Source organism: Arthrobacter sp. NPDC056691 (assembly GCF_042791415.1).
Taxonomy (GTDB): Bacteria; Actinomycetota; Actinomycetes; order Actinomycetales; family Micrococcaceae; genus Arthrobacter.
In genome coordinates, this window is the sequence record NZ_JBHTXX010000030.1 from 51,993 (window position 1) to 75,497 (window position 23,505).

The 23,505-nt window shown below is 66.1% G+C and carries 17 protein-coding genes, 2 tRNA genes and 1 pseudogene; 5 read left to right on the plus strand and 15 right to left on the minus strand.

The features are described 5' to 3' along the window. Positions 1-394 precede the first annotated feature (394 nt). Positions 395-1,078 (plus strand): vitamin K epoxide reductase family protein, encoded by a 684-nt coding sequence (locus tag ACFRAU_RS20070; protein ID WP_378001199.1) that lies wholly within the window; start codon positions 395-397, stop codon positions 1,076-1,078. Between the two features lie 94 nt (positions 1,079-1,172). On the opposite strand, the gene ndk is transcribed toward ACFRAU_RS20070, so the two are convergent. From ndk to ileS, 4 genes are read right to left on the minus strand one after another with little or no spacing between them, the layout of a single operon-like run. Next, complete coding sequence (ndk, locus tag ACFRAU_RS20075; RefSeq protein ID WP_378001200.1) at positions 1,173-1,592, minus strand: nucleoside-diphosphate kinase; 420 nt, start codon at positions 1,590-1,592, stop codon at positions 1,173-1,175. Between the two features lie 40 nt (positions 1,593-1,632). Further along, positions 1,633-2,157 carry a DUF4233 domain-containing protein gene (locus ACFRAU_RS20080; protein ID WP_378001201.1) on the minus strand — a complete coding sequence of 175 codons (525 nt, stop codon included), beginning with the start codon at positions 2,155-2,157 and terminating at the stop codon, positions 1,633-1,635. After that, positions 2,157-3,518, minus strand: coding sequence for a bifunctional folylpolyglutamate synthase/dihydrofolate synthase (locus ACFRAU_RS20085; RefSeq protein WP_378001202.1), 1,362 nt, complete (start codon positions 3,516-3,518; stop codon positions 2,157-2,159). The genes ACFRAU_RS20080 and ACFRAU_RS20085 overlap by 1 nt, the downstream gene beginning before the upstream one ends. A 3-nt stretch (positions 3,519-3,521) precedes the next feature. Beyond that, positions 3,522-6,863, minus strand: coding sequence for an isoleucine--tRNA ligase (gene ileS, locus ACFRAU_RS20090; RefSeq protein ID WP_378001203.1), 3,342 nt, complete (start codon positions 6,861-6,863; stop codon positions 3,522-3,524). 349 nt (positions 6,864-7,212) lie between these two features. Between ileS and ACFRAU_RS20095 the strand changes: the two genes are divergently transcribed. After that, a complete protein-coding gene (locus tag ACFRAU_RS20095) occupies positions 7,213-8,250 on the plus strand; it encodes an endonuclease/exonuclease/phosphatase family protein (protein ID WP_378001204.1) in 1,038 nt (345 codons plus the stop codon). Between the two features lie 17 nt (positions 8,251-8,267). Here the strand turns inward: ACFRAU_RS20095 and ACFRAU_RS20100 are convergent, their stop codons facing one another. Both ACFRAU_RS20100 and ACFRAU_RS20105 read right to left on the minus strand, forming a co-directional pair. Then, positions 8,268-9,047 carry an SDR family oxidoreductase gene (locus tag ACFRAU_RS20100; protein WP_377996064.1) on the minus strand — a complete coding sequence of 260 codons (780 nt, stop codon included), beginning with the start codon at positions 9,045-9,047 and terminating at the stop codon, positions 8,268-8,270. Between the two features lie 59 nt (positions 9,048-9,106). Further along, positions 9,107-9,480: pseudogene (locus tag ACFRAU_RS20105) on the minus strand (DUF488 domain-containing protein). A gap of 82 nt (positions 9,481-9,562) precedes the next feature. On the opposite strand from ACFRAU_RS20105, the gene valS reads away from it, so the two are divergent. Continuing rightward, entirely contained in the window at positions 9,563-12,184 is a 2,622-nt protein-coding gene (gene valS / locus ACFRAU_RS20110) for a valine--tRNA ligase (RefSeq protein ID WP_378001205.1), read from the plus strand. A 374-nt stretch (positions 12,185-12,558) separates the two neighbouring features. Here valS and ACFRAU_RS20115 read toward each other — a convergent pair whose 3' ends face one another. The 6 genes from ACFRAU_RS20115 to ACFRAU_RS20140 all read right to left on the minus strand — a co-directional run bounded on the left by ACFRAU_RS20115 (position 12,559) and on the right by ACFRAU_RS20140 (position 17,876). After that, entirely contained in the window at positions 12,559-13,173 is a 615-nt protein-coding gene (locus ACFRAU_RS20115; RefSeq protein WP_378001206.1) for a DsbA family protein, read from the minus strand. A 118-nt stretch (positions 13,174-13,291) separates the two neighbouring features. Continuing rightward, entirely contained in the window at positions 13,292-14,578 is a 1,287-nt protein-coding gene (gene clpX / locus ACFRAU_RS20120; protein ID WP_378001207.1) for an ATP-dependent Clp protease ATP-binding subunit ClpX, read from the minus strand. Between the two features lie 202 nt (positions 14,579-14,780). Continuing rightward, a complete protein-coding gene (locus ACFRAU_RS20125; protein ID WP_236803665.1) occupies positions 14,781-15,440 on the minus strand; it encodes an ATP-dependent Clp protease proteolytic subunit in 660 nt (219 codons plus the stop codon). A 38-nt stretch (positions 15,441-15,478) separates the two neighbouring features. Further along, a complete protein-coding gene (locus tag ACFRAU_RS20130) occupies positions 15,479-16,093 on the minus strand; it encodes an ATP-dependent Clp protease proteolytic subunit (RefSeq protein WP_377996106.1) in 615 nt (204 codons plus the stop codon). Positions 16,094-16,336: 243 nt separating this feature from the next. Then, positions 16,337-17,722, minus strand: coding sequence for a trigger factor (tig, locus tag ACFRAU_RS20135; RefSeq protein WP_377996069.1), 1,386 nt, complete (start codon positions 17,720-17,722; stop codon positions 16,337-16,339). Between the two features lie 79 nt (positions 17,723-17,801). Then, positions 17,802-17,876: transfer RNA gene (locus tag ACFRAU_RS20140), tRNA-Pro, on the minus strand. Positions 17,877-18,028: 152 nt separating this feature from the next. Between ACFRAU_RS20140 and ACFRAU_RS20145 the strand changes: the two genes are divergently transcribed. After that, a tRNA-Gly gene (locus ACFRAU_RS20145) sits at positions 18,029-18,102 on the plus strand. 100 nt (positions 18,103-18,202) lie between these two features. Here the strand turns inward: ACFRAU_RS20145 and ACFRAU_RS20150 are convergent. From ACFRAU_RS20150 to ACFRAU_RS20160, 3 genes are all read right to left on the minus strand, one after another. Beyond that, entirely contained in the window at positions 18,203-19,105 is a 903-nt protein-coding gene (locus tag ACFRAU_RS20150) for an Fpg/Nei family DNA glycosylase (RefSeq protein WP_378001208.1), read from the minus strand. After that, on the minus strand, positions 19,105-19,599 hold the full coding sequence (locus ACFRAU_RS20155; RefSeq protein ID WP_377996071.1) for a ribose-5-phosphate isomerase: 495 nt from the start codon (positions 19,597-19,599) through the stop codon (positions 19,105-19,107). The genes ACFRAU_RS20150 and ACFRAU_RS20155 overlap by 1 nt, the downstream gene beginning before the upstream one ends. A 123-nt stretch (positions 19,600-19,722) precedes the next feature. Beyond that, positions 19,723-20,739: a hypothetical protein gene (locus ACFRAU_RS20160; RefSeq protein WP_378001209.1), complete on the minus strand. Its 1,017-nt coding sequence runs from the start codon at positions 20,737-20,739 to the stop codon at positions 19,723-19,725. Positions 20,740-20,944: 205 nt separating this feature from the next. On the opposite strand from ACFRAU_RS20160, the gene pepN reads away from it, so the two are divergent. Next, the gene (gene pepN, locus ACFRAU_RS20165) at positions 20,945-23,503 is read left to right on the plus strand and encodes an aminopeptidase N (RefSeq protein WP_378001212.1); all 2,559 of its coding nucleotides are present in this window, start codon (positions 20,945-20,947) and stop codon (positions 23,501-23,503) included. Positions 23,504-23,505: the final 2 nt, after the last annotated feature.

Below are 23,505 nucleotides of genomic sequence, written 5' to 3' on the forward strand. Positions count from 1 at the left end.
TCAAAACCCGCAGGCATTGACAGAAGTCAATTGGATACCAGCAGGCTCGCACCGGCAGTGGGGTGCGGCAGGCCTGACAGGCCGGCGGGATTGTTACTGGAACCCGTTGTTTCTAACAGCCACAACCAGGTGCCGTCCAATGGAAGGTGGGAGGCTGGATCTCTTTCCGAAGCCTGCACCACTGCTCATTGGCGGTCTTGGGAACAAGCCACCGGACTGGAGTTCGAATGTGGTTCGCGCTCCAGCCACGTTTATTCTCTCATATTGCCGTTCAAATAAACTGTAATTGTGTGACAAAGCCGGTCATGCCGCCGTGGGCCCCGGGTACAGGCGGCGTCAAGCTGGCGGCGATACAATCTGGGCAGGAGCACCCCCAGACAAAGGACGCCATCCCATGCCACGCACTTCGCCTTCCACGGGCACGGACTACGAACAGGACCACCAGGCCGGCGCCGGGCCCGCCGCGGCTACGGCCGGTGCCGCCGTACCGGCCATGACACGCGACCGCCCCTTCGGCTGGCTGCTGGTCATCACCGGCGTGGTGGGCTGGCTGGCATCCGGCATCCTGGTGCTGGAAAAGCTTGAGGTCCTCAAGGATCCCAACCACGCCACCGTCTGCGACGTCAACCCCTGGATTTCCTGCGGCCAGGTCATGCAGACGTGGCAGAGTTCAGTCTTCGGCTTCCCGAACATGTTCATCGGGATTGTCGCCTTCGCCATCACGACCACCGTGGGAATGGCCCTTCTTGCCGGTGCCAGGTTCGCCCGCTGGTACTGGCTTGCGCTGCAGGCGGGGATCACCCTCGGCTTCATCTTCGTGGTGTGGCTGTGGTCCCAGGCGCTGTACTCCATCCATATCCTGTGCCCGTTCTGCATGATTGTCTGGGCAGCGATGATCCCGCTCTTCGTCTGGGTCACCGTGCGGAACGTCGTCCACGGCGTGATTCCGGCGCCGGCAGGCCTGGCCCGGATCCTGGGCGACTCCGGCTGGATCATCTCCGCACTGCTGTATGTCGCCGTGATCGCCACGATTTTCTTCGCATTCATCCAGGTATTCGCCGGCACCTCAGGCTTCTAATCCCAAAGAAAAAAGCGCGAACTGGCAGTTAATGCCCTCAGAATCAGCTTTTGAGGGCGTTAGCTGCCAGTTCGCGCTTAACCTGTCGGAAAGATCAGGCCTGGAACCAGATCTTGATTTCGCGTTCGGCCGAGTCCACCGAGTCAGAACCGTGGACCAGGTTCTGCTGCACCTTCAGGCCCCAGTCGCGGCCGAAGTCGCCGCGGATGGTGCCGGGGGCCGCCGTCGTCGGGTCTGTAGTGCCGGCCAGTGAGCGGAAGCCTTCGATGACCCGGTGGCCTTCGAAAATCGCTGCCACTACGGGACCGCTCAGCATGAACTCCACCAGCGGCTCGTAGAACGGCTTGCCCACGTGCTCCTCGTAGTGCTGCTCGAGCAGTTCCCGGCTGGCGTTGGTCTTCTTGAGTTCGGCCAGGGTGTAGCCCTTGGCTTCGATCCGCCTGAGGATTGCGCCCGTCAGGTTGCGGGTGACGCCGTCCGGCTTGATCAGGACAAGGGTGCGCTCAATGCTCACAGTTGCTCCAATGAGGTTGGTTGTGGGTTTCCCGGTAAGTCTACGGGGTCTGGCCTGAACCTTCAGTGCCAGCGCCTTCAGTGCCAGCGCCTTCAGTGCCAGCGCCTTCAGTGCCAGCGCCTTCATTGCCGGCGGCTTCCGGATGCGCGGCGTCCCATTCAGCCTGCTCGCGTACCCGCTGGGCGGATTCGCGGTCAATCCGGATGCCGGCCCTGATGCCGTACCACCAGGCCAGGGCGAAGAGCGCACCCACGAGGAACATCATGGGCTCCACGAAACCCGAAAGGATGAGCACCACCTGCAGGACCCAGCCCAGCGCCACGCCCCACGGTTTGGACAGAACGGCACAGGCCAGAATAAGAACCACGCTCAGCCCGATGCCCACGGAGAGGATCAGCGCCGGGGAGATCTCGGCGCGGCGCAGGCCGAACACCGCCAGGGCGGCAAAGAAGACCACGAAGGCCTCCAGCAGCAGGACCGTCGAGGCGAACATGACCTTGGTGGACCGCCGCTTCTTGGGCATGCCCGGACGCCATTCACGCTGGGCCTTGGTGAGCCGCGCCATCAGGCGGCTGCCTTTCCAAGCAGGATGCGGGCGTCCGCCACCAGCGTGATGGAGCCGGTCACCAGCACGCCGCCGGCGAGGTCGTCGTTGGCTTCGGCGCGTTCCACCGCCCACTCCAGCGCGTCATCCAGCTTCTCGGCGATGTGCACATTTTCCTCGCCGAAACCGAGGTCGACGGCGAGCTCCGCCAGTTCCGCGGCGGGCACCGCCCGCGGGGAGTTGGACTGGGTGAAGCAGAATTCCTCTGCCAAATCGCCCAATGACTCCTTGAGCTGGCGCAGGATCTCCCCGGCGTCCTTCTCCTTGAGCACGCCCACCACGACCACCAGCTTGCTGAAGCTGAACGCCTCCTGGATTGCCTCGGCCGACGCACGGATGCCGTCCGGGTTGTGGGCCGCGTCCACGATGATGGTCGGGGCCGTCCGCAGGACTTCCAGACGGCCCGGGGACGAGACGGTGGCGAAGGCCTCCTGCAGGACCTCCAGGGATAGCTCCTTCTCGCCGCCGCCAAGGAATGCCTCCAGCGCTGCCACGGCCACGGCTGCGTTCTCGGCCTGGTGGGCGCCGTGCAGCGGGACCATGAGGTCCGGGTAGCGGCCAGCGAGGCCCTGGACGGTCACCACCTGCCCGCCGACGGCGACCTGCCGGGATTCGACGCCGAATTCCACCCCTTCGAAGCGGAACGGCGCCTGCACCTCCTTTGCCTTCTCCAGCAGGACCTGCGCGGCGTCCAGCGGCTGGGCCGCGCTGACGAGGAAGCCGCCGGGCTTGATGATGCCGGCCTTCTCGTAGGCGATCTCCTCGGTGGTGTCACCCAGCAGGTCGGTGTGGTCGAGGGAAATGGGTGTCACCACTGACACCTGGCCGTCGCCCACGTTGGTGGCGTCGGTGATGCCGCCGAGGCCCACCTCCATGATGGCCACATTGACCGGCTGGTCGGCGAACACGGCGAACGCCAGGATGGTCAGGCACTCGAAGTACGTCAGCCGGGGCTGGCCCTCGGCGGTGAGCTCGTCGTCGACGATCTGCAGGTACGGCCGGATCTCGTCCCAGATGCGCACGAACGTCTCGTCGGACACAGGCGCGCCGTCCAGGCTGATCCGCTCCGTCACCTTGGACAGGTGCGGGCTGGTGTAGCGCCCGGTGCTGAGGCCGTGGGCGCGCAGTCCCGCCTCGATCATCCGGGCCGTCGAGGTTTTGCCGTTGGTGCCGGTGATGTGGATGATCGGGTAGGCCTTGTTCGGCTCCCCCAGCACATCCATGGCGCGAAACAGCGGCGCAAGCCGGGGCTCCATCTTATTTTCCGGCGCCCGGCCCAGCAGCTCGGCGTAGACGCTCTCCACGGAGAATTCGTCGGTCATGTCTCAGGCCCCCACTTTTTCGACGGTGATGCGCGGTTCGGCCGCGTCGGCCGGGACGGCCTCCAGCTCGAGCGTCAGCGTTTCGGTCTTCACCAGCTCTGCGTTCGCCAGCAGGGCGTCGATGACGTTCTGCGCGGCGTTCACGGTGGTCCGGATCCGGTCGCTCACGTTCAGTGCGGCGTCCTTGCGGGCCTGCTGGATGGCACGGACCATGTCACGCGCCAGGCCTTCGGCCTCAAGCTCGGGCGTCACCTCCGTGTTGAGCACGACGAAGCCGCCAGTGGGCAGCACTGCGGCAGCAGAAGACGCAGAGGCTGAACCGCCCTCGGACTCTGCCACCACCGTCTCCAGCGTGTATTCCTGCGGCTCCAGCTCAAGACCGCCCGCGGTGACCACACCGGCGTCGGAAACGGACCAGTCGCCGGACTTGGAGCCCTTGATGGCCAGCTGCACGTTCTTGCCGAGGCGTGGACCGGCGGCACGGGCGTTGACCACGAGCTTCTGTTCGATGCCGAACTCCTCCGGAGAGGCGCTGGCAGCATCCAGCAGACGGACCGAGCGAAGGTTCAGTTCGTCGGCGACGACGGCGGCAAAGCCTTCCAGCGCATCTGCACCGGGTGCCACGACAGTGAGTTCCTGCAGCGGCAGGCGCACGCGGAGGTTGGCGGCCTTCCGCAGCGAGGAGCCGGTGGAGCAGATCTGTTGCACGCGGTCCATCGCCTCGACCAGGGCGGCGTTGGACGGGAACAGGTCCGCGTCGGGCCAGTCGGCGAGGTGGACGGAGCGTCCGCCGGTGAGGCCGCGCCAGATTTCCTCTGAGACGAGCGGCAGCAGCGGGGCGGCCACGCGGCACACGGCTTCCAGGGCGGTGTACAGAGCGTCGAAGGCATCGGCGTTCTCGTCGAAGAAGCGCTGGCGGCTGCGGCGGACGTACCAGTTGGTGAGCATGTCCAGGTAGCTGCGGAGTTCGTCGCAGGCCCCGGAGATGTCGTAGGTGTCCAGCTGGGCTGTCATGTTCCGGACAAGGTCGCCGGTGTTGGCCAGCAGGTACTGGTCCAGCGTGTCCGTGTAGCCGTCGTACCGCAGCTTCGCGTCGTAGCCGGAGCCGCCGGCAGCGGCGTTCGTGTACAGCGTGAAGAAGCTGTACACGTTCCACAGCGGCAGGATGACCTGCCGGACGCCGTCGCGGATGCCCTGTTCGGTGACCACGAGGTTGCCGCCGCGCAGGATGGGGCTGGACATGAGGAACCAGCGCATGGCGTCGGAACCGTCGCGGTCCAGGACCTCGGAGACGTCCGGGTAGTTGCGAAGGCTCTTGGACATCTTCTGGCCGTCGGAGCCCAGCACGATGCCGTGGCTGATGACATTCCGGAAAGCCGGCCGGTCAAACAGCGCGGTGGACAGGATGTGCAGCATGTAGAACCAGCCGCGGGTCTGTCCGATGTACTCCACGATGAAGTCGGCCGGGTTGTGGGTGTCGAACCAGGCCTCGTTCTCGAATGGGTAGTGCACCTGGCCGTAGGGCATGGAGCCCGAGTCGAACCAGACGTCCAGCACGTCCTCCACGCGGCGCATGACCGACTGGCCCTCTTCGGGGGTGCGGGGGTCGTCCGGGTTGGGCCGGGTGAGTTCGTCGATGAACGGCCGGTGCAGGTCCACCTGGCCGTCCTTGTTCAGCGGCAGCCGGCCGAAGTCGGCCTCGATGTCCGCGAGCGAGCCGTACACGTCCGTGCGCGGGTACTCGGGATCGCTGGACTGCCACACCGGGATGGGGCTGCCCCAGTAGCGGTTGCGGCTGATGGACCAGTCGCGGGCGTTGGCGAGCCACTTGCCGAACTGGCCGTCCTTGACGTTTCCGGGGATCCAGTTGATCTCCTGGTTCAGCTCGGACATCCGGTCGCGGAACTTGGTGACCTCCACGTACCAGGAGGAGACGGCGCGGTAGATCAGGGGGTTGCGGCAGCGCCAGCAGTGCGGGTAGCTGTGCTCGTAGCTGGCCTGGCGGACCAGGCGGCCCTGCGTGCGGAGCACCTGGGTGATGGGCTTGTTGGCTTCGAAGACCTGGAGTCCGACGATGTCGTGCAGGTCGCCGTGGGCGAACAGGTGCAGGAACTTGGCGCCTTCGTCCACGGAGAGGACCACGGGGATGCCGGCCTCTTCACAGACCTTCTGGTCGTCCTCACCGTAGGCCGGGGCCTGGTGGACGATGCCGGTGCCGTCGGTGGTGGTGACGTAGTCCGCCACGAGGAACTGCCAGGCGTTGTGGGTGCCGTATTTTTCCGTGTCGGCGAAGTCGTGCCACAGCGGCTCGTAGGTGAGTCCTTCGAGTTCGGCGCCGGTGTGGGTGGAGGTGACGGCGGCCGCGGCGGCAGCCGCGCCGGCGGCACCATCACCGTACCCCAGGTCCTTCGCATAGGCGCCCAGGAGGTCCTCGGCGAGCAGGAAGCTGCCGGTGACGGGCGCCTCCGCCGAAGCGGCCTTGACGCCGTTCGGTCCGGCGGGCAGCACGGCGTAGCTGATGGCAGGCCCGACGGCGAGCGCCAGGTTGGTGGGCAGCGTCCAGGGCGTCGTGGTCCAGGCCAGCGCCTGCACACCTGCCAGCTGCTTCGAAAGTTCCGTCTCCCCCGCGGTGACGGGGAACGTCACCGTGACGGTCTGGTCCTGGCGGTTCTTGTAGACGTCGTCGTCCATGCGCAGCTCATGGTTGGACAGCGGCGTCTCGTCCTTCCAGCAGTACGGCAGCACGCGGTAGCCGTTGTAGGTCAGGCCCTTCTCGTGCAGCTGCTTGAAAGCCCAGAGCACGGACTCCATGTACTCGACGTTGAGCGTTTTGTAGTCGTTGTCGAAGTCCACCCAGCGGGCCTGCCGGGTGACGTACGCCTGCCACTCGTTGGCGTACTTCATCACTGAGGCGCGGCAGGCGTCGTTGAACTTGTCGATGCCCATGGCCTCGATCTGGGTCTTGTCTGTCATGCCCAGCTGCTTCATGGCTTCCAGCTCCGCGGGAAGGCCGTGGGTGTCCCAGCCGAACCGGCGTTCAACGCGCTTGCCGCGCTGGGTCTGGTAGCGGCCCACCAGGTCCTTGGCGTAGCCGGTCAGCAGGTGGCCGTAGTGCGGCAGGCCGTTGGCGAAGGGCGGGCCGTCGTAGAAGACGAATTCGTTGCTGCCAGGGGCGCCGCCGGGAAGGTCGGCGCTGCGCTGGTCGATGCTTGCCTGGAAGGTGCCGTCGTGGTCCCAGTACTTGAGGATCCGCTCTTCGATCTCCGGAAACCTCACGGAGGCGGACACTCCTGCAGAGGAGCCCGGACCGGACGGGACTGCTGAGGCCTTGGGGTAATACGTCATCTCGACATCCTGGGTTGAGCTGGTGAACAAGTGGAACATTCAGGATGCGAGGACGGCGCGTGTGCAGTCATCCAACAGCGTTGGATAAAACACCACGGCACCGCGGTACCACCTCACTTACCGCCGCCCAGCCCCAAGGGAGTTCGACGACGGCCGCTCATTGCTGCTGTGACGGGCTTACCCGTCCGGTTCTACTGGCCGCGTCCCCTGCGATCGGTTGTCCGCAATGCGGGGCGGGTTTTCTTCCGGAAGCTCACCGGTGATGGCCGGGTCAAAGCTGTTGGCTCCAGTCTAACTGCTGCGGCCGCGGCGGCCATAACCATGCGGGCCCTCGGCCTAGACTCGAGCCATGACTGCTGCGGCCCGGGTGTTGGCACTCTGCATCCTCCTGCCGGTGGCGGGGCTTTCGGTCTTCCGTGCCGTCCCGGCCGAGTGGCCCACCCAGGTGGTCCAGCTGCTGTCCTTCACGCCGTGGCTGGTGATCCCTGCCGCCCTTGCACTCGCCCTGGCGCTGCTGGGCCGGCGGCTCCTGATCACGGCCGCTGCCGTACTGCTCCTGGGAGCCCAGCTTTTCTGGCTGTGGGCGCCGGACGCGGGCAGGGCGGATGCCGGCGGGGCGTTGGCGAGGCCCGCCGAATCCGGCAGCAGCGTTCCGCTGACGGTGATGAGCATCAATTCCCGCTTCGGCAAGGCCGACGCCGCCGAAATTGTCCGGTTGGTCCGGGACAACAGCGTGGAACTGCTCGCCATCCAGGAGCACACCCAGGCACTGGAGGACCGGCTGGCCGCCGAGGGCCTGGGGAGTCTCCTTCCCCACAGGATCAGCAGTCCTGCCGAGAACGGCTCGGGCAGCGCCACGTACTCAAAACACCCCATCCAGGCCATCGGTCTGATTCCCAACACTCCGTTCCAGATGCCGAGCTTCCGGCTGGCCCTGCCCGTTGCCGGTGGCGGCAGTACGGCCGCCACGCTTGAGGTCACGAACGTGCACACCCTCCCGCCGGTGGATGTCCGCGTGGGGCAGTGGCGAAGCGACCTGGAATCCCTGGGCCGGCTGGTGGCGCGCAACGGGGCGAACGCCGTGGGCAACCAGCTGCCACCCAATCAACTCTTACTCGGGGATTTCAACGCCACCTACGACCACTCGGAGTTCCGCAGGCTGCTCGACGGCGGCCCGGGCGGCCGGAAGCTGGTGGACGTCGGCACGGCGTCCGGGGCGCGGTTCACGCCCACGTGGCCGATGGACGGGCAGGCGCTGCCCGGCATCACGATCGACCATGTGATCACCAGTCCGCGCATTCCGGCGTCGGGCTACGCCGTGCACCGCGTCGCCGGAACGGACCACGCGGCCGTGCTGGCCACGCTTGACGTTCCGGTGGACGGCTAGCGGGGCCGCCAACCGGCTCAGGCCTGCTTGCGGATCAGCTTGTAGGTCGACGCCTGCGCCACCGGGCGGATGACGATCTCGTCAAGGTTCACGTGGTGCGGCGCGCTCACGGCGTAGCGCACGACGTCGGCCACGTCCTCAGCGGTCAGCGGCTTCTCCACGCCCTGGTACACCTTGCTGGCCGCCTCGGCGTCACCCAGCCGGTTGAGGGCGAACTCCTCGGTCTGGACCAGGCCGGGGAGGATTTCAATGACCCGGACGTTGTGCTCGGCCTCTTCCAGCCGCAGCGCCCCGGTCAGGGCGTGCTGGGCGTACTTCGCGGCATTGTAGCCGCCCCCTCCTTCGTAGACCGCCAGACCGGCCGTGGATGTCAGGTTCAGGACGGTGCCCTCACCGTTCTCGCGCAGCATCGGCAGGAAGGCGCGGGTCAGCTTCATGGTGCCGAGGACGTTCACCCGGTACATCCAGTCCCAGTCCTCCGTCACGGCCTGGCCCACCCGGTCCGCCCCGCGGGCGCCGCCGGCGATGTTGACCAGCGTGTCGATCCCGCCGGCGGAGGTCACCTCGGCCAGAAGGCGTGCGACGTCCGCGTCCTCGGAAATGTCGGCAGCGAGGGCGACGGCGCCGGTCTCGACTTCCAGCGCGGCCAGCCGTTCCTGGCGGCGGGCGACGGCGTACACGGTCCAGCCGTCGGCGCGAAGCGCGCGCACGGTGGCCTCGCCAATGCCGGAGCTGGCGCCCGTCACGAGAGCCGCTTTGTTGGTGGACACGTCAGAGCTTGCGGAAACCTCAGTCATGGCACCACCCTAGCGCCAACGGTTGGCGGGCCGGCCCATTGTTTACTTCCGCGAACCGCTTACTCTCCCGGGCCCACAGCTGCCAGGAATTCCATCAGGACCCTGGCATGGTTCACGTCCGGATCACGGGCCGCGTACAACAGCGTCACCTTCCCGTGCTGTGCCGCCAGCTCCAGCAGCTGGCCGACGGCCGGGTTGGCGGCCAGTTCGTCCTCATACTGGGCACGGAAATCCTCGAACCGCTCCTGCATGTGGGCGAATTCCTGCCGCAACGGCGGCGACGGCGCGACTTCCTTGAGCCACAGCTCCAGCCGGGCCGTTCCTTGCTGACCCCGCGCGGCCAGAGCCTGTCCACCAGAACCCGGCAGCCGTCGTCGTCCGCCGGTTCCGCATAGATGCGTTTGATCGCAAAGGAAGCGCCTGCTTTCGCCATAGGCCGCATGCTACTCCCGTCGTCGCGCTGCAGCGCCCGCCGCCGGGCAGGAAACAACTGCCCGGCATGAAACAATTGGGCCATGGCTGAATCAACGCAGGGTACAGACACGCCCGCCACCGCCCCCATCAACGTTCCCGACAAGCCGGCCCTGGAAGGCCTGGAGGCTGCCCTTACGCAGCGCTGGCTCGAGGAAGGAACCTACCGGTTCGACCCCGACACCACCCGGGAGCAGGTCTACTCGATCGACACTCCCCCGCCCACCGCGTCCGGTTCCCTCCACGTGGGCCACATGTTCTCCTTCACGCAGACCGACGTGCAAGCCCGCTACATGCGCATGACCGGCAAGAACGTCTTCTACCCGATGGGCTGGGACGACAACGGCCTGCCCACCGAGCGGCGCGTCCAGAACTACTACGGTGTCCGCTGCGATCCCGCCATCCCGTACAAACCGGACTACCAGCCGTCGGCCCAGCCGGCGAAGAACCAGCGGGACTTCGACGTCGTCTCCCGGCAGAACTTCATCGAACTCTGCGAAGAGCTGGCCGTCGAGGACGAAAAGGTCTTCGAGAACCTGTTCCAGGCCCTCGGCCTGTCCGTCGACTGGAACCTCACCTACCGCACCATCGACGACACCTCCCGAGCCGTCTCCCAGCGCGCGTTCCTTGCGAACCTGGCCGCCGGCGACGCCTACATGGCCGAGGCCCCCACCCTGTGGGACGTCACGTTCCGCACCGCTGTGGCCCAGGCTGAGCTTGAGGACCGCGAGGTGCCCGGCGCCTACTACCGCTACCCGTTCTTCACCGCCGACGGCGAGAAGATCTTCATCGAGACCACCCGTCCCGAACTGCTCGCTGCGTGCGCCGCCCTGGTGGCAAACCCCGACGACGAGCGGTACCAGCCGCTGTTCGGCAAGACGGTGACGTCCCCCCTGTTCGACGTCGAACTGGAGGTCAAGGCCCACCCGCTGGCCAAGGCCGACAAGGGCTCGGGCATCGCGATGGTCTGCACCTTCGGTGACCTGACCGACGTCACCTGGTGGCGCGAACTCCAGCTCCCCACCCGCGCGATCGTGGGCCGCGACGGCCGTATCCTCGCCGAGACTCCGGAGTGGATCAGCACGGACGCCGGCCGCGAAGCGTACGCCGCCATCGCCGGCAAGACGGTGTTCTCCGCCAAGGAAGCCGTGGTGGAGCTGCTCACGGCAGCGGACCTGCTCGACGGTGAGCCCAAGAAAATCACCCACCCGGTGAACTTCTTCGAAAAGGGTGACAAGCCCCTTGAGGTGGTCACGTCCCGGCAGTGGTACATCCGCAACGGCGGCCGGGACGAGGACCGCCGCGAACGCCTGATCGGCCGCGGCAAGGACATCGACTTCCACCCGCCCTTCATGCGTTCCCGCTATGAGAACTGGATTGCCGGCCTGAACGGTGACTGGCTGGTCTCCCGCCAGCGCTTCTTCGGCGTGCCGATCCCGGTCTGGTACCCGCTGGACGCCCAGGGCAACCCGGACTACGACAACCCTGTCCTGCCGTCCGACGACCTGCTGCCGGTGGACCCGGCGGCCGACGCGGCACCTGGCTATGACGAATCCCAGCGCGACGTTCCGGGTGGCTTCACCGGGGACGCTGACGTGCTGGACACCTGGGCCACCTCATCCCTGACCCCGCAGATCGTGGGCGGCTGGAGCCGGGACGAAGACCTGTTCGCCAAGGTGTTCCCGTTCGACCTGCGCCCGCAGGGGCACGACATCATCCGCACCTGGCTGTTCTCCTCCGCCGTCCGCGCCGACGCCCTGCAGGACGTCGCGCCCTGGAAGCATGCGGCCATTTCCGGCTGGATCCTGGACCCGGACCGCAAGAAGATGTCCAAGTCAAAGGGCAACGTGGTGGTACCGACAGATGTGCTGAACGAGTACGGCTCCGACGCCGTCCGTTACTGGGCAGCCTCGGCCAAGCTTGGCGCGGACACGGCCTACGAGATCGCCCAGATGAAGATCGGCCGCCGCCTGGCCATCAAGCTGCTGAACGCCTCGAAGTTCGTGCTGAACCTCGGCGCCACGGAGAACTCGGTGGTCTCCTCGGATCTTTCCGTCCTGACCAACCCCCTGGACCGCGCCCTGCTCGCGCAGCTCTCGGACGTCGTGGCCCAGGCCACCAAGGCGTTCGACAACTACGACTACGCCCGGGCGCTGCAGATCAGCGAGTCCTTCTTCTGGCAGTTCACCGACGACTACGTCGAGCTGATCAAGGACCGCGCCTACGGTGCCGCCGGCGAGACCGAGCAGGCCTCCGTGCTGGCTGCCCTTGCCACCACGCTGGATTCACTGCTGCGCCTCTTCGCCCCGTTCCTGCCCTTCGCCACCGAAGAGGTCTGGAGCTGGTGGCGGGCCGGTTCCGTGCACCGCGCCGCCTGGCCGGCGCCGCTGGAGATCACCGACGGCGACACCGGCATGCTGGGCACCGTCGGCATTGCGCTCAGCGGCATCCGGAAGGCCAAGTCCGAGGCCAAGGTCAAGCAGCGCACCGAGGTCCTGTCGGCGACGATCACGGCACCGGAGGCGCTCGTGGGCCAGCTTCAGGCAGGGCTCGGGGACCTCAAGGCAGCGGCCAACGCGCAGGAGATCTCGCTCAACACGGGCGAGGGCGAGCTCACGGTCAGCGACGTGGAGCTGGCCCCGGCCGAGGAGCCGGCGCAGGCCTAGGAGTCAGCCCGGATGTTTCCGGCCGCCCGGATATTTCGGGCGGCCCGGATGTTTTCGGCCGTCCAGATGTTTTCGGGCAAAGGGGAAGCCCCATCAGCGTTTTGCCGTTGGTGGGGCTTCGACTTTTCGGCTGTCTGGTGACATCTTTGACAGTCTGGCAAGATCCTTGGAAATTTCAGGTCTTCCTACCTTGTCACCGGTAGCCTGCTTCTAACTTTGCCGAAGGCTGCGTTGGAAGCATGTCACTGAATCTTTGGTTCTTGCGTCTCACTTCTTTCGAAGTGGGTAAGGTCTATCTTTGTCCTCCGGTTCCGGATGCGCAAGAGCCCCGGCAGAACTACTCTCATGTAGTTCAGCCGGGGCCCTGAGGCAGGTCAGTCGAACGCAGGGCTTTCGGTGCGGCTGCGCTTGATCTCAAAGAAGTGCGGGTAGGCCGCGAGCGTCACCGAGGCGTCCCAGATCTTTCCGGCTTCCTCTCCCCGCGGGATACGGGTGAGGACGGGTCCGAAGAACGCGGTGCCGTTGAAGGCGACCACGGGGGTTCCGACGTCCTGCCCCACCAGGGAGATGCCCTTCTCGTGGCTGGCACGCAGCTGCGGATCGTATTCGTCGGAGTCCGCAAAGGCCGCGAGCTCGGCGGGAAGGCCGCAGTCGGCCAGCGCCTTGGCAATGACGATCGACGTGTCCTTCTGGCCGCCGTCATGGATCTGCGTTCCCATGGAATCGTAGAGCGGCTTGACCACGTGGTCGCCGTGCTGTTCCTGGGCGGCGATGATGACCCGCACCGGCCCCCAGGCATTGTCCATGGCTTCGCGATACTTCGGATCGAGGTCCCGGCCTTCGTTCAGCACCGAGAGGCTCATGACGTGCCACTCCGTCTTGATGTCACGGACACCTTCCACCTCGCCAATCCAGCGGGACGTGATCCAGGCGAACGGACAGCGGGGGTCGAACCAGAAGTCGGCCTTGTTGACGGCGGTTTCAGACACAGCAAATCTCCTCAGGGAAGTCTTCGGGGTGTGGCGCGCGGCAAAGCAACTGTTAGGGCGCGCTTAAGCCACAGCGCCGGAAAGCGTGGGTTTATTCCGATTAGCGGATTTACTCCGGCTAGGCCGACTTGTTCCGCCGTTTGGCCACGACGTCGTGCGTGATCATGGTGGGCTGCGCCTTCTTGGCCACGACGTCGGCGGTGATGACCACGCTGGCGATATCGTCCCTGCTGGGCAGGTCGAACATGACCGGGAGGAGGACTTCTTCCATGATGGCGCGCAGCCCGCGGGCTCCGGTTCCCCGTTCCAGGGCCTGATCGGCGATCAGGTCGAGGGCGGCGTCGTCGAACACCAACTCCACGCCGTCCAGCTGGAACATCTTCTGGTACTGCTTCACCAAGGCATTCTTGGGCGTGGACAGGATCTGGATCAGCGCGGGACGGTCGAGGCTGGACACCGTGGTGATCACCGGCAGGCGGCCAATGAACTCCGGAATGAGCCCGAACTTCAGCAGGTCTTCCGGCATCACCTCGCCGTAGGAGTCTGTGTTCTTGACCTCGTTCAGCGGCGCACCGAAGCCGATGCCCTTGCGGCCGGAGCGGGAACCGATGATGTCCTCCAGGCCGGCGAAGGCGCCCGCAACGATGAAGAGGACATTGGTGGTGTCGATCTGGATGAATTCCTGGTGCGGGTGCTTGCGGCCGCCCTGCGGCGGAACCGAGGCAACCGTTCCTTCGAGGATCTTCAGGAGGGCCTGCTGCACGCCCTCGCCCGAAACATCGCGAGTGATGGACGGGTTCTCGCTCTTGCGCGAGATCTTGTCGATCTCGTCGATGTAGATGATGCCTTGTTCGGCCTTCTTGACGTCATAGTCGGCGGCCTGAATGAGCTTGAGGAGGATGTTCTCCACGTCCTCGCCCACATACCCGGCTTCGGTCAGGGCGGTGGCGTCGGCGACGGCGAACGGAACGTTCAGCCGTCGCGCCAGGGTCTGCGCAAGGTAGGTCTTGCCGCAGCCGGTGGGGCCAATCAGGAGAATGTTGGACTTCGCGATCTCAACGTCGTCGTGGTGGACGCCGTCGGCCAGTGCGCCGCTCTTGGGCGCGTGCCCGGCCTGGATCCGCTTGTAGTGGTTGTAGACCGCGACGGCAAGGGAGCGCTTGGCCGGCTCCTGGCCAATGACGTACTCCTGCAGGAAGTCAAAGATCTCGCGGGGCTTGGGCAGTTCAAAACTGCCCAGATCGGCGACTTCCGCGAGTTCTTCCTCGATGATCTCGTTACAGAGCTCGATGCACTCGTCGCAGATGTAGACGCCGGGCCCGGCAATGAGCTTGCGCACCTGCTTCTGGCTCTTGCCGCAGAAAGAGCACTTGAGCAGATCCGCGCTCTCGCCAATCCGAGCCATATGTGAACCCCTTAGTATCTTGCCGCAAGGGCAGCTTTGCACCGGTTGCTGGAATCACGGCCTTACCTCGCGGATCCGGCAATGATTACATCCACTCTAGGTCACATTCGGCCCGAGGGGTGGAAACCGGGCGCCGGTGCGGTTCAAAAATCTAAACCGCACCGGCGTCCGTTACTGCTGTTTACCCGGCATGTGTCCGTATTTAGCGGGCGAGTGCCTGGGGCTTGATCTTGCGGGAATCGAGGACCTGGTCGATCAGGCCGTAATCCTGCGCCTCGGCGGCGGTGAGGATCTTGTCCCGCTCGATGTCGTTGTTGACCTGTTCCGGCGTCCGGCCGGAATGCTTGGCCAGGGTTTCCTCCAGCCAGGTCCGCATGCGCATGACTTCGGCGGCCTGGATCTCCAGGTCGGATGCCTGTCCACCCTGGCCGCCAGACAGCGCCGGCTGGTGGATCAGGACGCGGGCGTTGGGCAGTGCGAGCCTCTTGCCCGGCGTTCCCGCGGCCAGCAGCACGGCCGCGGCACTTGCCGCCTGGCCCAGGCACACGGTCTGGATCTCAGGGCGGATGTACTGCATGGTGTCGTAGATCGCGGTCATGGCGGTGAAAGAGCCGCCTGGCGAGTTGATGTAGAGGGTGATGTCGCGGTCCGGGTCCGTGGACTCCAGCACCAGCAGCTGCGCCATGATGTCATCGGCGGACGCGTCGTCCACCTGGACACCGAGGAAGATGATGCGGTCCTCGAAGAGCTTGGTGTAGGGGTCCTGGCGCTTGAAGCCGTACGGCGTGCGCTCCTCGAACTGCGGCAGAACGTAGCGGCTTGTCGGCAGGTTGCCGGCAGACGATCCGAAATTGTAGTTCATGTTCATTGCTCCTGGATTCAGTTCTGTCTTGCTGCCGGTTAGCTCTGGCCGTTGGATGAAGAGTTCTGGGTTCCGCCGCCGCCCGCGACGGATCCTGCGTGGGCCGAGATCTTGTCGAAGAAACCGTATTCGAGCGCTTCGGTAGCGGTGAACCACTTGTCGCGGTCGTTGTCCTTGAGGATGGTTTCCACGGTCTGTCCGGTCTGGTCCGCGGTGAGCTCTGCCATGACCTTCTTCATGTGGAGGATCAGCTCGGCCTGGATCTTGATGTCCGACGCCGTTCCGCCGATGCCGCCGGAGGGCTGGTGCATCAGGATGCGGGCGTTCGGGGTGGCGTACCGCTTGCCCTTGGTGCCGGAGGACAGCAGGAACTGTCCCATGGAGGCAGCCAGGCCGGTGGCGACCGTAACGACGTCGTTGGGGATGAACTGCATGGTGTCGTAGATGGCCATGCCGGCCGTCACCGAGCCGCCCGGCGAGTTGATGTAGAGGTAGATGTCCTTGTTGGGATCCTCGGCGGAAAGCAGCAGCAGCTGTGAGCAGATGGCGTTCGCGTTCTCGTCGCGGACTTCGGAGCCAAGCCAGATGATGCGCTCTTTCAGCAGGCGGTTGTAGATGTAGTTGTCCTGGGCTGCAGGATCGACGGTTGCCATGCGGGGGGCCGCTGCTTGCTGTGACATTTGTACTTACCTCTCGCTGGTGACGGTGACGTTACTGTTCGACATCACTGAACTTCACTACTTGGACACTAACCGCTTTCGGAGCGGATTTGTTCGTCGGAATCGCGCTGTTCGCTGACGGCGCACGATTGCCCGCGGGAGCTGTACACCGGCCGTTAACGCGCCAGCCCCCGGATCCGAGGACCCGGGGGCTGGCGTCACTGATGCGTGCAGCTGCTAGAACTTCACGGCCGCGGGATCGTCGTTTGCGACGGTCTCGCCGGCTGCTTCTTCAGCTTCGGTTTCTGCTTCGACGGCCGCAGCCTCTTCGCCGCCGGGGCGGACGAAGTCGCTCAGGTCGACCTTGTTGCCCTCGGAGTCGGTGACCTCGGCCTGGCCCAGGACGACGGCCAGCGCCTTACGGCGGCGGACCTCGGAGACCATCATGGGAACCTGGCCGCTCTGGTCGATGATCTGGGCGAACTGGTTCGGGTCCATGCCGTACTGGCTGGCGGTGGTGACGATGTAGTCGATCAGCTCGTTCTGGCTGACGCCCACTTCTTCCTTCTCGGCGATGGCGTCGAGGATGATCTCGTTCTGGAAGGCGCGCTCGGTGTTGGCCTTGACCTCGGCGCGGTGCTCGTCGGTGTCATGCTCGCCCTCACCGTGGGAGTTCTCAGCCTTGAAGTGCTGCTCGAGCTGCTCTTCGACGACGGATTCCGGAACCGGAACCTCAACCAGCTCAACGAGCTTGTCCAGGACCTTGTCGCGGGCTTCGACGCCCTGCTCGACGACCTTGGAGTCGGCGGCCTGCTTGGCGAGGTCTTCACGCAGTTCCGCCAAGGTGTCGAACTCGGAGGCCAGCTGTGCAAAGTCGTCGTTCGCCTCGGGCAGCTCGCGCTCCTTGACGGACTTGACGACAACCTTGACCTGGGCCGACTCGCCGGCGTGCTCACCGCCCACGAGGGTGGTGTCGAAGATGGCGTCCTCGTCAGCGCTGAGGCCGGTGACGGCCTCGTCCATGCCCTCAAGCATGGTGCCGGCGCCAACCTGGTAGGACAGGCCCGCAGCGGAGTCCACCTCGGCGCCGTCAACGCTTGCCGTGATGTCGATGCTGAGGAAGTCGCCGTCGGCGGCCGGGCGCTCAACGGTCTTGAGCGTGCCGAAGCGGCCGCGCAGCTCGTCCAGCGCCTTGTCGACGTCGGCGTCGGAGGACTCGGCCGCGGCAACCTCGACCTTGATGCCCGAGTAGTCGGGCAGTTCGATCTCGGGGCGGACGTCAACCTCGGCCTGGAACTTCAGCTCACCGTCGGTGGCGGACGGGTCCGGAACCTCGGTGATCTCAACCTCGGGACGGCTCAGGGGGCGAATGCCGGATTCCTGGACAGCAGCCTGGTACCAGCCATTGAGGCCCTCGTTGATGGCAGTCTCCAGGACGTAGCCGCGGCCGACGCGCTGGTCGATCAGCTTGGCGGGAACCTTGCCCTTACGGAAGCCAGGAACCTGGATCTGCGAAGCAACAGTCTTGTATGCCTCTTCGATGCTGGGCTTCAATTCCTCAAAGGGGACCTCAACATTGAGCTTGACCCGCGTGGGGGTGAGGTTCTCGACAGCGCTCTTCACGGTCTAAGTACTCCTGGTTTTGTTGGATGGTTTCTGCAAACGCGTTGTTGTGACCAGGCCTGGGGCCCTGGCCGCAGAGTCGGGGTGACAGGATTTGAACCTGCGACTTCCTGCTCCCAAAGCAGGCGCTCTAGCCAAGCTGAGCTACACCCCGTAATGCACAGGACAGTCTACGTTCATCCCTGCCGCGAATGCACATTTGACACTTGGGGCATGAATTAGGTTTAGTTATATCCGGCTTGAACAGCCGCCGAAGAAAAGCCTAAAGGCCAGTGCCCCAAAAGCCTGCGCCGGAACGCTTTCCTCGGGGACGTAGCTTAATGGTAAAGCCTCAGTCTTCCAAACTGATTACGCGGGTTCGATTCCCGTCGTCCCCTCCATTACAGAAGAGGTCCCTCCGCGAGGGGCCTCTTCTGCGTTAACCATCGTGTCAAAGTGCCCCGTTTCGGTTCGCCTGACGCGGCGGCGCTGAAAGTCGGCTCAGGCAGGCTGCTGGCAGGACGGGCACCAGTAGAGTTTGCGGGCGGCGTGGTCGGCCAGGGCAACCGGGGTGCCGCAGACGCGGCAGGGCTGGCCTTGGCGGCGGTAGACAAAATGCGCCTCCTCCCCCGGCGGAAGCTGATCGCTCCGGGTCCAAAAGCCGGCGGTGGTGGTGATGATCCGCCCGTCGCGGACGCCGTCGGTCATCACCGCCACGGTGTCGTCCCAGAGGAACCCGGCGGCGTCCTCCGTAAGCGCCCGGCCGGGAAGCAACGGGTCGATCCGGCCGCGGAACAGCACTTCGGCCCGGTAGACGTTCCCGACGCCGGCAATCACCTTCTGGTCCATCAGCAGCGTGGCGAGCGGCGTCCGCTTCGCCAGTATGCGCCGGATGAAGTCGTCCCGGCTGCCTGCGGTGTTGTGAAGCGGGTCGGGTCCCAGCCTGTCCAGCACGGCTGCCGCCTCGGCGTCGGTGATGGCCGCGCACGTGGTGGCGCCGCGCAGGTCAGCCCAGCCGTGGTCACTCACCAAACGGACCCGCACGGCGCCCACTGGCGCCGGCGGGCCGGCGTACCCGGCGGGCGCAGGGCCGGTGCCGTCGCCGGCCACTTCCCGCTCCCCCACCCTGCGGGGCGCACCGATGCTGGACGCCCCGCGGAACTGGCTATCGCCGCCGAAGTCCCAGGCCCCGTAAAGGCCCAGGTGGACGTGCAGCACCAGCCCGTGCTCGAAGTGCAGGAACAGGTGCTTGCCGTGCGCGGCCGCGTGGACCATGGCGTTCCCGTCCAGCAGTGCCGCGCCGGCGGCAAAGCGGCCCTGCGGGCTGCTGACAGCCAGCCGCTCGCCGGCAAACACGTCACCGAACTGGCGGGCAAGCCGGTGGATCGAGTGGCCTTCGGGCACTATTCGACGATCTCGCCGGTGGTTTCGTAGGTGGCGATCTTGCCGATGCGCCGCACGTGCCGCTCGTCGTTGCTGAAGGGCTCCTGCAGGAACGCCTCGATCAGGGACGTGGCCTCCTCAACGCTGTGCTGGCGCCCGCCGACGGCCACGACGTTGGCATCATTGTGCTCGCGGGCCAGCGTTGCGGTGGCGTGGTTCCAGGCGAGGGCTGCACGGACACCCTTGACCTTGTTGGCCGCGATCTGCTCGCCGTTTCCGGATCCGCCCAGCACGATGCCCAGTGCGTGGACGCCGGCCTCCTGGTCCGCCACCACGGCGCGCGCCGCGTTGATGCAGAACGACGGGTAATCGTCCAGGGCGTCGTACTCCCTGGGACCATGGTCCACCACGTCGTAGCCGTTCGCCGTCAGGTGCTTGACCAGGTGGGCGCTCAGCTCCATGCCGGCGTGGTCGGTGGCGATGTGGACCCGCGGAAAGGCAGGGTTTGTTGTCACGGTAGGTTCCGTTCAGTCATGAGCACCGGGGCGCAGCCGGGCTGGTACAGGTCAAATCAACAGATCCAAGAGTACTCGGTGTGCTTGCGCCGGCGAGGTGCCGGCGCGGCAGTTACGCGGTAGCTAAGCGTCCGCGTCGCCCTGCGCCGGGGGGCGCGTGTCGCGGCGGGCCCTCGCCGCCACGCGGGTGAGGACCTCCGCGAGAAGGGCCGCCGAGTCGGAGTTTCCGCCGCTGACGGCAAGCCGGTGGCCGTCAGTCTTGCGGACGACGACGGCGGGGCCGCTGCTGACAAGCACCGCTGCGGTTCCGTCGTGGTTGCGGTAGCCCCAGCCGCCGTAGTCGGCGGCGCGGACGTCCGCGGGATGCGCGGCGGAGATGGCGGTAGCGGGGACATCAATGACACGCAGGATGCCGGCCAGGAAAACTCGCAGTCCGCTGCGGTCCGCGGTGACCCTGGCGAAGAGGAACGCGGCGCCAACCAGGGCGGCGGCCACCAGCAGGACCCCCAGCCACGGCACTGCGATGGCCAGCAGCGACGCGGGAAACAGGCTGGCGATGGCGATCATGACGAAGACGGAACTGCGGGCATGTACCCAGAACCGCACGGAATCGGCGGCAAGATCCGGATCCAGCTCCTGTTCCAGCGCCCGTTGCAGGGCACGGTCATCCTCCGGCGTCCACTGGTGGTCCGCCTTGAAGACGAACCCGATGATGAGGCCCAGCGCAAGCGCGGCACCGCTGCCAGAAGCCAGAACAATCACATCGACGCTGGATTCCCGGGCGTCCGCCTCTCCGGCCTGGCCAACGAGGGCGGCCGCCAGCACGGTGGTGACGAAAAGGCTCACCGTCAGCCCCGCGCCCATCATGATCCGGCGCATCACCGTGGGCCGGGAAAGGGGCACGGACTGCAGCAGCACCAGCCAGCCGGTGACAACGATCAGGGCAGACCCGCCGCCCACGAAGGCGGCGAACGGCGCGAAGGCTGTGCCGCCGTCGTTGTTCCACATGACCGCCAGCGGCTCCGGCAGATCCGGCCGCAACAGCAGGGCACACACAGCAAACGCGACAGCAAGGAGTACGGGGAAGCCGGCCGCGAACCGCAGCGCCTTGGTGTCCACAGCATCGAGGATCTTTCCCATGCCTTAACGCTACCCCCGCGCCCGCCGGCCTGGAGAGAGGTCCCGCAGCGAACGGGCCGCAGAAGTGAGCCAGATAACTTGCCAAGCGGCGCCGAAATGAAACAATGGCTTCACAGTGATGTAATCCGCGCGTGAACACCGCGCAGCAGCCGCGGGCCGGGCCAGTCCGGCCACCACAACCTCTGGAGGCACAACCTTGCCAGGCATGAATCTGACCCGCGCCGAAGCGCGCGAGCGCGCCGCCCTGATCGCCGTCGACTCCTACGATGTCAGCCTGGTCCTGACCACGGGCGGGACCGTCTTCGGTTCCACCACCACCGTCAGGTTCACGGCGACGCCCGGATCTTCGACGTTCATCGACGCCGTGACGGACGCTGTCCACAGCGTGACGCTGAACGGCCGCGAACTGGACCCAGCCGAGGTGTCCGACGGCGTCCGGATCCAGCTGCCCGACCTGGCGGCGGACAACGAGCTGACCGTGGTGGCGGATGCGCCCTACATGAACACCGGCGAGGGCCTGCACCGCTTCGTGGATCCGGTGGACGGCGAGGTGTACCTGTACACGCAGTTCGAGGTCCCGGACTCGCGCCGGATGTTCGCGGTCTTTGAACAGCCCGACCTCAAGGCCGCCTTCCGGTTCCGCGTCACCGCCCCCTCGCACTGGGACGTCATCTCCAATTCACCGACGCCGGAGCCGGAAGCGGCTGCCCCGGGGGACGACGGCGGAGCCCGCTCGGTCTGGGACTTTGCGCCCACGCCACGCCTGTCCTCGTACGTCACCGCCCTCATCGCCGGGCCCTACCAGTCGGTGCGCAGCGACGTCACGAGCTCGGATGGCCGCGTCGTGCCGCTGGGCGTCTTCGCGCGCAAGTCCCTCATGCAGTACCTGGACGCGGACAACATCTTTGAGCTCACGCGCCAGGGATTCGAGTTCTTCGAGGCCCAGTTCGGCTGCCCCTACCCGTTCGAGAAGTACGACCAGCTGTTTGTGCCGGAGTTCAACGCCGGCGCCATGGAGAACGCCGGAGCGGTGACCATCCTCGAAGGCTACGTTTTCCGCGGCAAGGTCCCGGAGGCGCAGGTGGAACGCCGGGCCATCACCGTGCTGCACGAGCTGGCCCACATGTGGTTCGGCGACCTCGTGACCATGCGCTGGTGGAACGATCTCTGGCTCAACGAGTCCTTCGCCGAATACATGTCGCACCTGGCCGCCGTGGAGAACACCAAGTTCCAGAGCGCGTGGACCACGTTCGCCTCGGTGGAAAAGTCGTGGGCCTACCGCCAGGACCAGCTCCCGACGACCCATCCGATCTTCGCCGAAATCAACAACCTGAATGACGTCGAGGTGAACTTCGACGGCATCACCTACGCCAAGGGCGCCTCGGTGCTGCGGCAGCTTGTGGCCTGGGTGGGGCCGGACAAGTTCATGGCCGGCGTGCGTGAATACTTCGCCAAGCATTCCTGGCGGAACACCGAGCTGGGTGACCTGATGGTCGAGCTGGAGAAGGCCAGCGGACGCGACCTGGACCAGTGGGGCCGCCTGTGGCTGGAAACGGCCGGCGTGAACTCGCTGAAGCCGGAACTGGCCGTGGACGCGGACGGCACCATCACGTCCTTCGCCATCCTGCAGTCCGCGGTTGCCGAGCAGCCCACCATCCGGCCGCACCGCCTGGCAGTGGGGTTCTACGACCTCACCGGTGAGGGCACGCTGGAGCGCGTGCACCGCGAGGAGCTGGACGTCGACGGCGAACGCACCGAGGTGCCGGAGCTGGCCGGACTCAAGCGGCCGGATCTGATCCTGCTCAACGACGATGACCTCGCCTACGCCAAGGTGCGCCTGGACGAGCAGTCCCTGGCCACCGCCACCGCTCACCTCAAGGATTTCCGGGAGAGCCTGCCGCGGACCCTGGTGTGGGGCTCGGCCTGGGACGCGGCCAGGGACGGCGAAAGCCCCGCCCGGGGATACGTCGACCTGATCCTGGCCAACATCGCCTCCGAGTCTGATTCGTCGGTGATCCTGGTACAGCTGCGGCAGCTTGCCACCACGCTCACCTTCTACGTGGCCGGGGAGCACCGCGAAGCCGCCACCGTTGCCGCCGTCGACCGTCTTTGGGAACTGGCTTCGGACGTGCCGGGCGGTTCCGACGCCCAGCTGCAGTTCATCAAGTCCTTCACCCTCCTGGCCCGCAGCGCGCAGCAGCTGGATCAAATCGCCGGCCTGCTGGACGGCTCGCTCACCCTGGCCGGGCTGGCCGTGGACCAGGACCTCCGGTGGGAGCTGGTGGCAGCCCTCGTTGCGGGCGGCCGGCTGGGCCAGGCGGACATCGACGCCGAACTGGAGAGGGACAACACCTCCAGCGGCCAGAACGCGGCCGCGCTGGCCAAGGCTGCCATCCCCACCCCGGAAGCCAAGGCGGAGGCCTGGGAGTCGATCGTGGTCAAGGGCGATCTCTCCAATGCCATCCAGGCCTCGGCTGTCGCCGGCTTCACGCGGGTGCTGGACACCGCCCTGCTGGAGCCGTACGCGGAGAAGTACTTCGAGGCCGTGCCCGGCATCGTCGCCGATCGCACATTTGCCCTGGCTCAGCAAATCGTCCTGGGACTCTACCCGGCGCAGCTGACCAGCCAGGCGACTGTGGACCGGACCGACGGGTTCCTGGCGTCGCTGCCGGAGGAGAGCGCTGCGCTGCGCCGGATGATGCTGGAAAACCGCGACGGCGTGGCCCGGGCGCTGCGGGCCCGCGCGGCGGATGTCCAGGCCTGACC

Bases quoted from the DNA above. Each gene is read 5' to 3' on its own strand.
- ACFRAU_RS20125 (WP_236803665.1), bottom strand. From the start codon at position 15,440: ATGAACTACAATTTCGGATCGTCTGCCGGCAACCTGCCGACAAGCCGC.
- ACFRAU_RS20070 (WP_378001199.1), top strand. From the start codon at position 395: ATGCCACGCACTTCGCCTTCCACGGGCACGGACTACGAACAGGACCAC.
- ACFRAU_RS20100 (WP_377996064.1), bottom strand. From the start codon at position 9,047: ATGACTGAGGTTTCCGCAAGCTCTGACGTGTCCACCAACAAAGCGGCT.
- pepN (WP_378001212.1), top strand. From the start codon at position 20,945: ATGAATCTGACCCGCGCCGAAGCGCGCGAGCGCGCCGCCCTGATCGCC.
- ACFRAU_RS20095 (WP_378001204.1), top strand. From the start codon at position 7,213: ATGACTGCTGCGGCCCGGGTGTTGGCACTCTGCATCCTCCTGCCGGTG.
- ACFRAU_RS20130 (WP_377996106.1), bottom strand. From the start codon at position 16,093: ATGGCAACCGTCGATCCTGCAGCCCAGGACAACTACATCTACAACCGC.
- ACFRAU_RS20085 (WP_378001202.1), bottom strand. From the start codon at position 3,518: ATGACCGACGAATTCTCCGTGGAGAGCGTCTACGCCGAGCTGCTGGGC.
- clpX (WP_378001207.1), bottom strand. From the start codon at position 14,578: ATGGCTCGGATTGGCGAGAGCGCGGATCTGCTCAAGTGCTCTTTCTGC.
- valS (WP_378001205.1), top strand. From the start codon at position 9,563: ATGGCTGAATCAACGCAGGGTACAGACACGCCCGCCACCGCCCCCATC.
- ACFRAU_RS20080 (WP_378001201.1), bottom strand. From the start codon at position 2,157: ATGGCGCGGCTCACCAAGGCCCAGCGTGAATGGCGTCCGGGCATGCCC.
- ACFRAU_RS20160 (WP_378001209.1), bottom strand. From the start codon at position 20,739: ATGGGAAAGATCCTCGATGCTGTGGACACCAAGGCGCTGCGGTTCGCG.
- ileS (WP_378001203.1), bottom strand. From the start codon at position 6,863: ATGACGTATTACCCCAAGGCCTCAGCAGTCCCGTCCGGTCCGGGCTCC.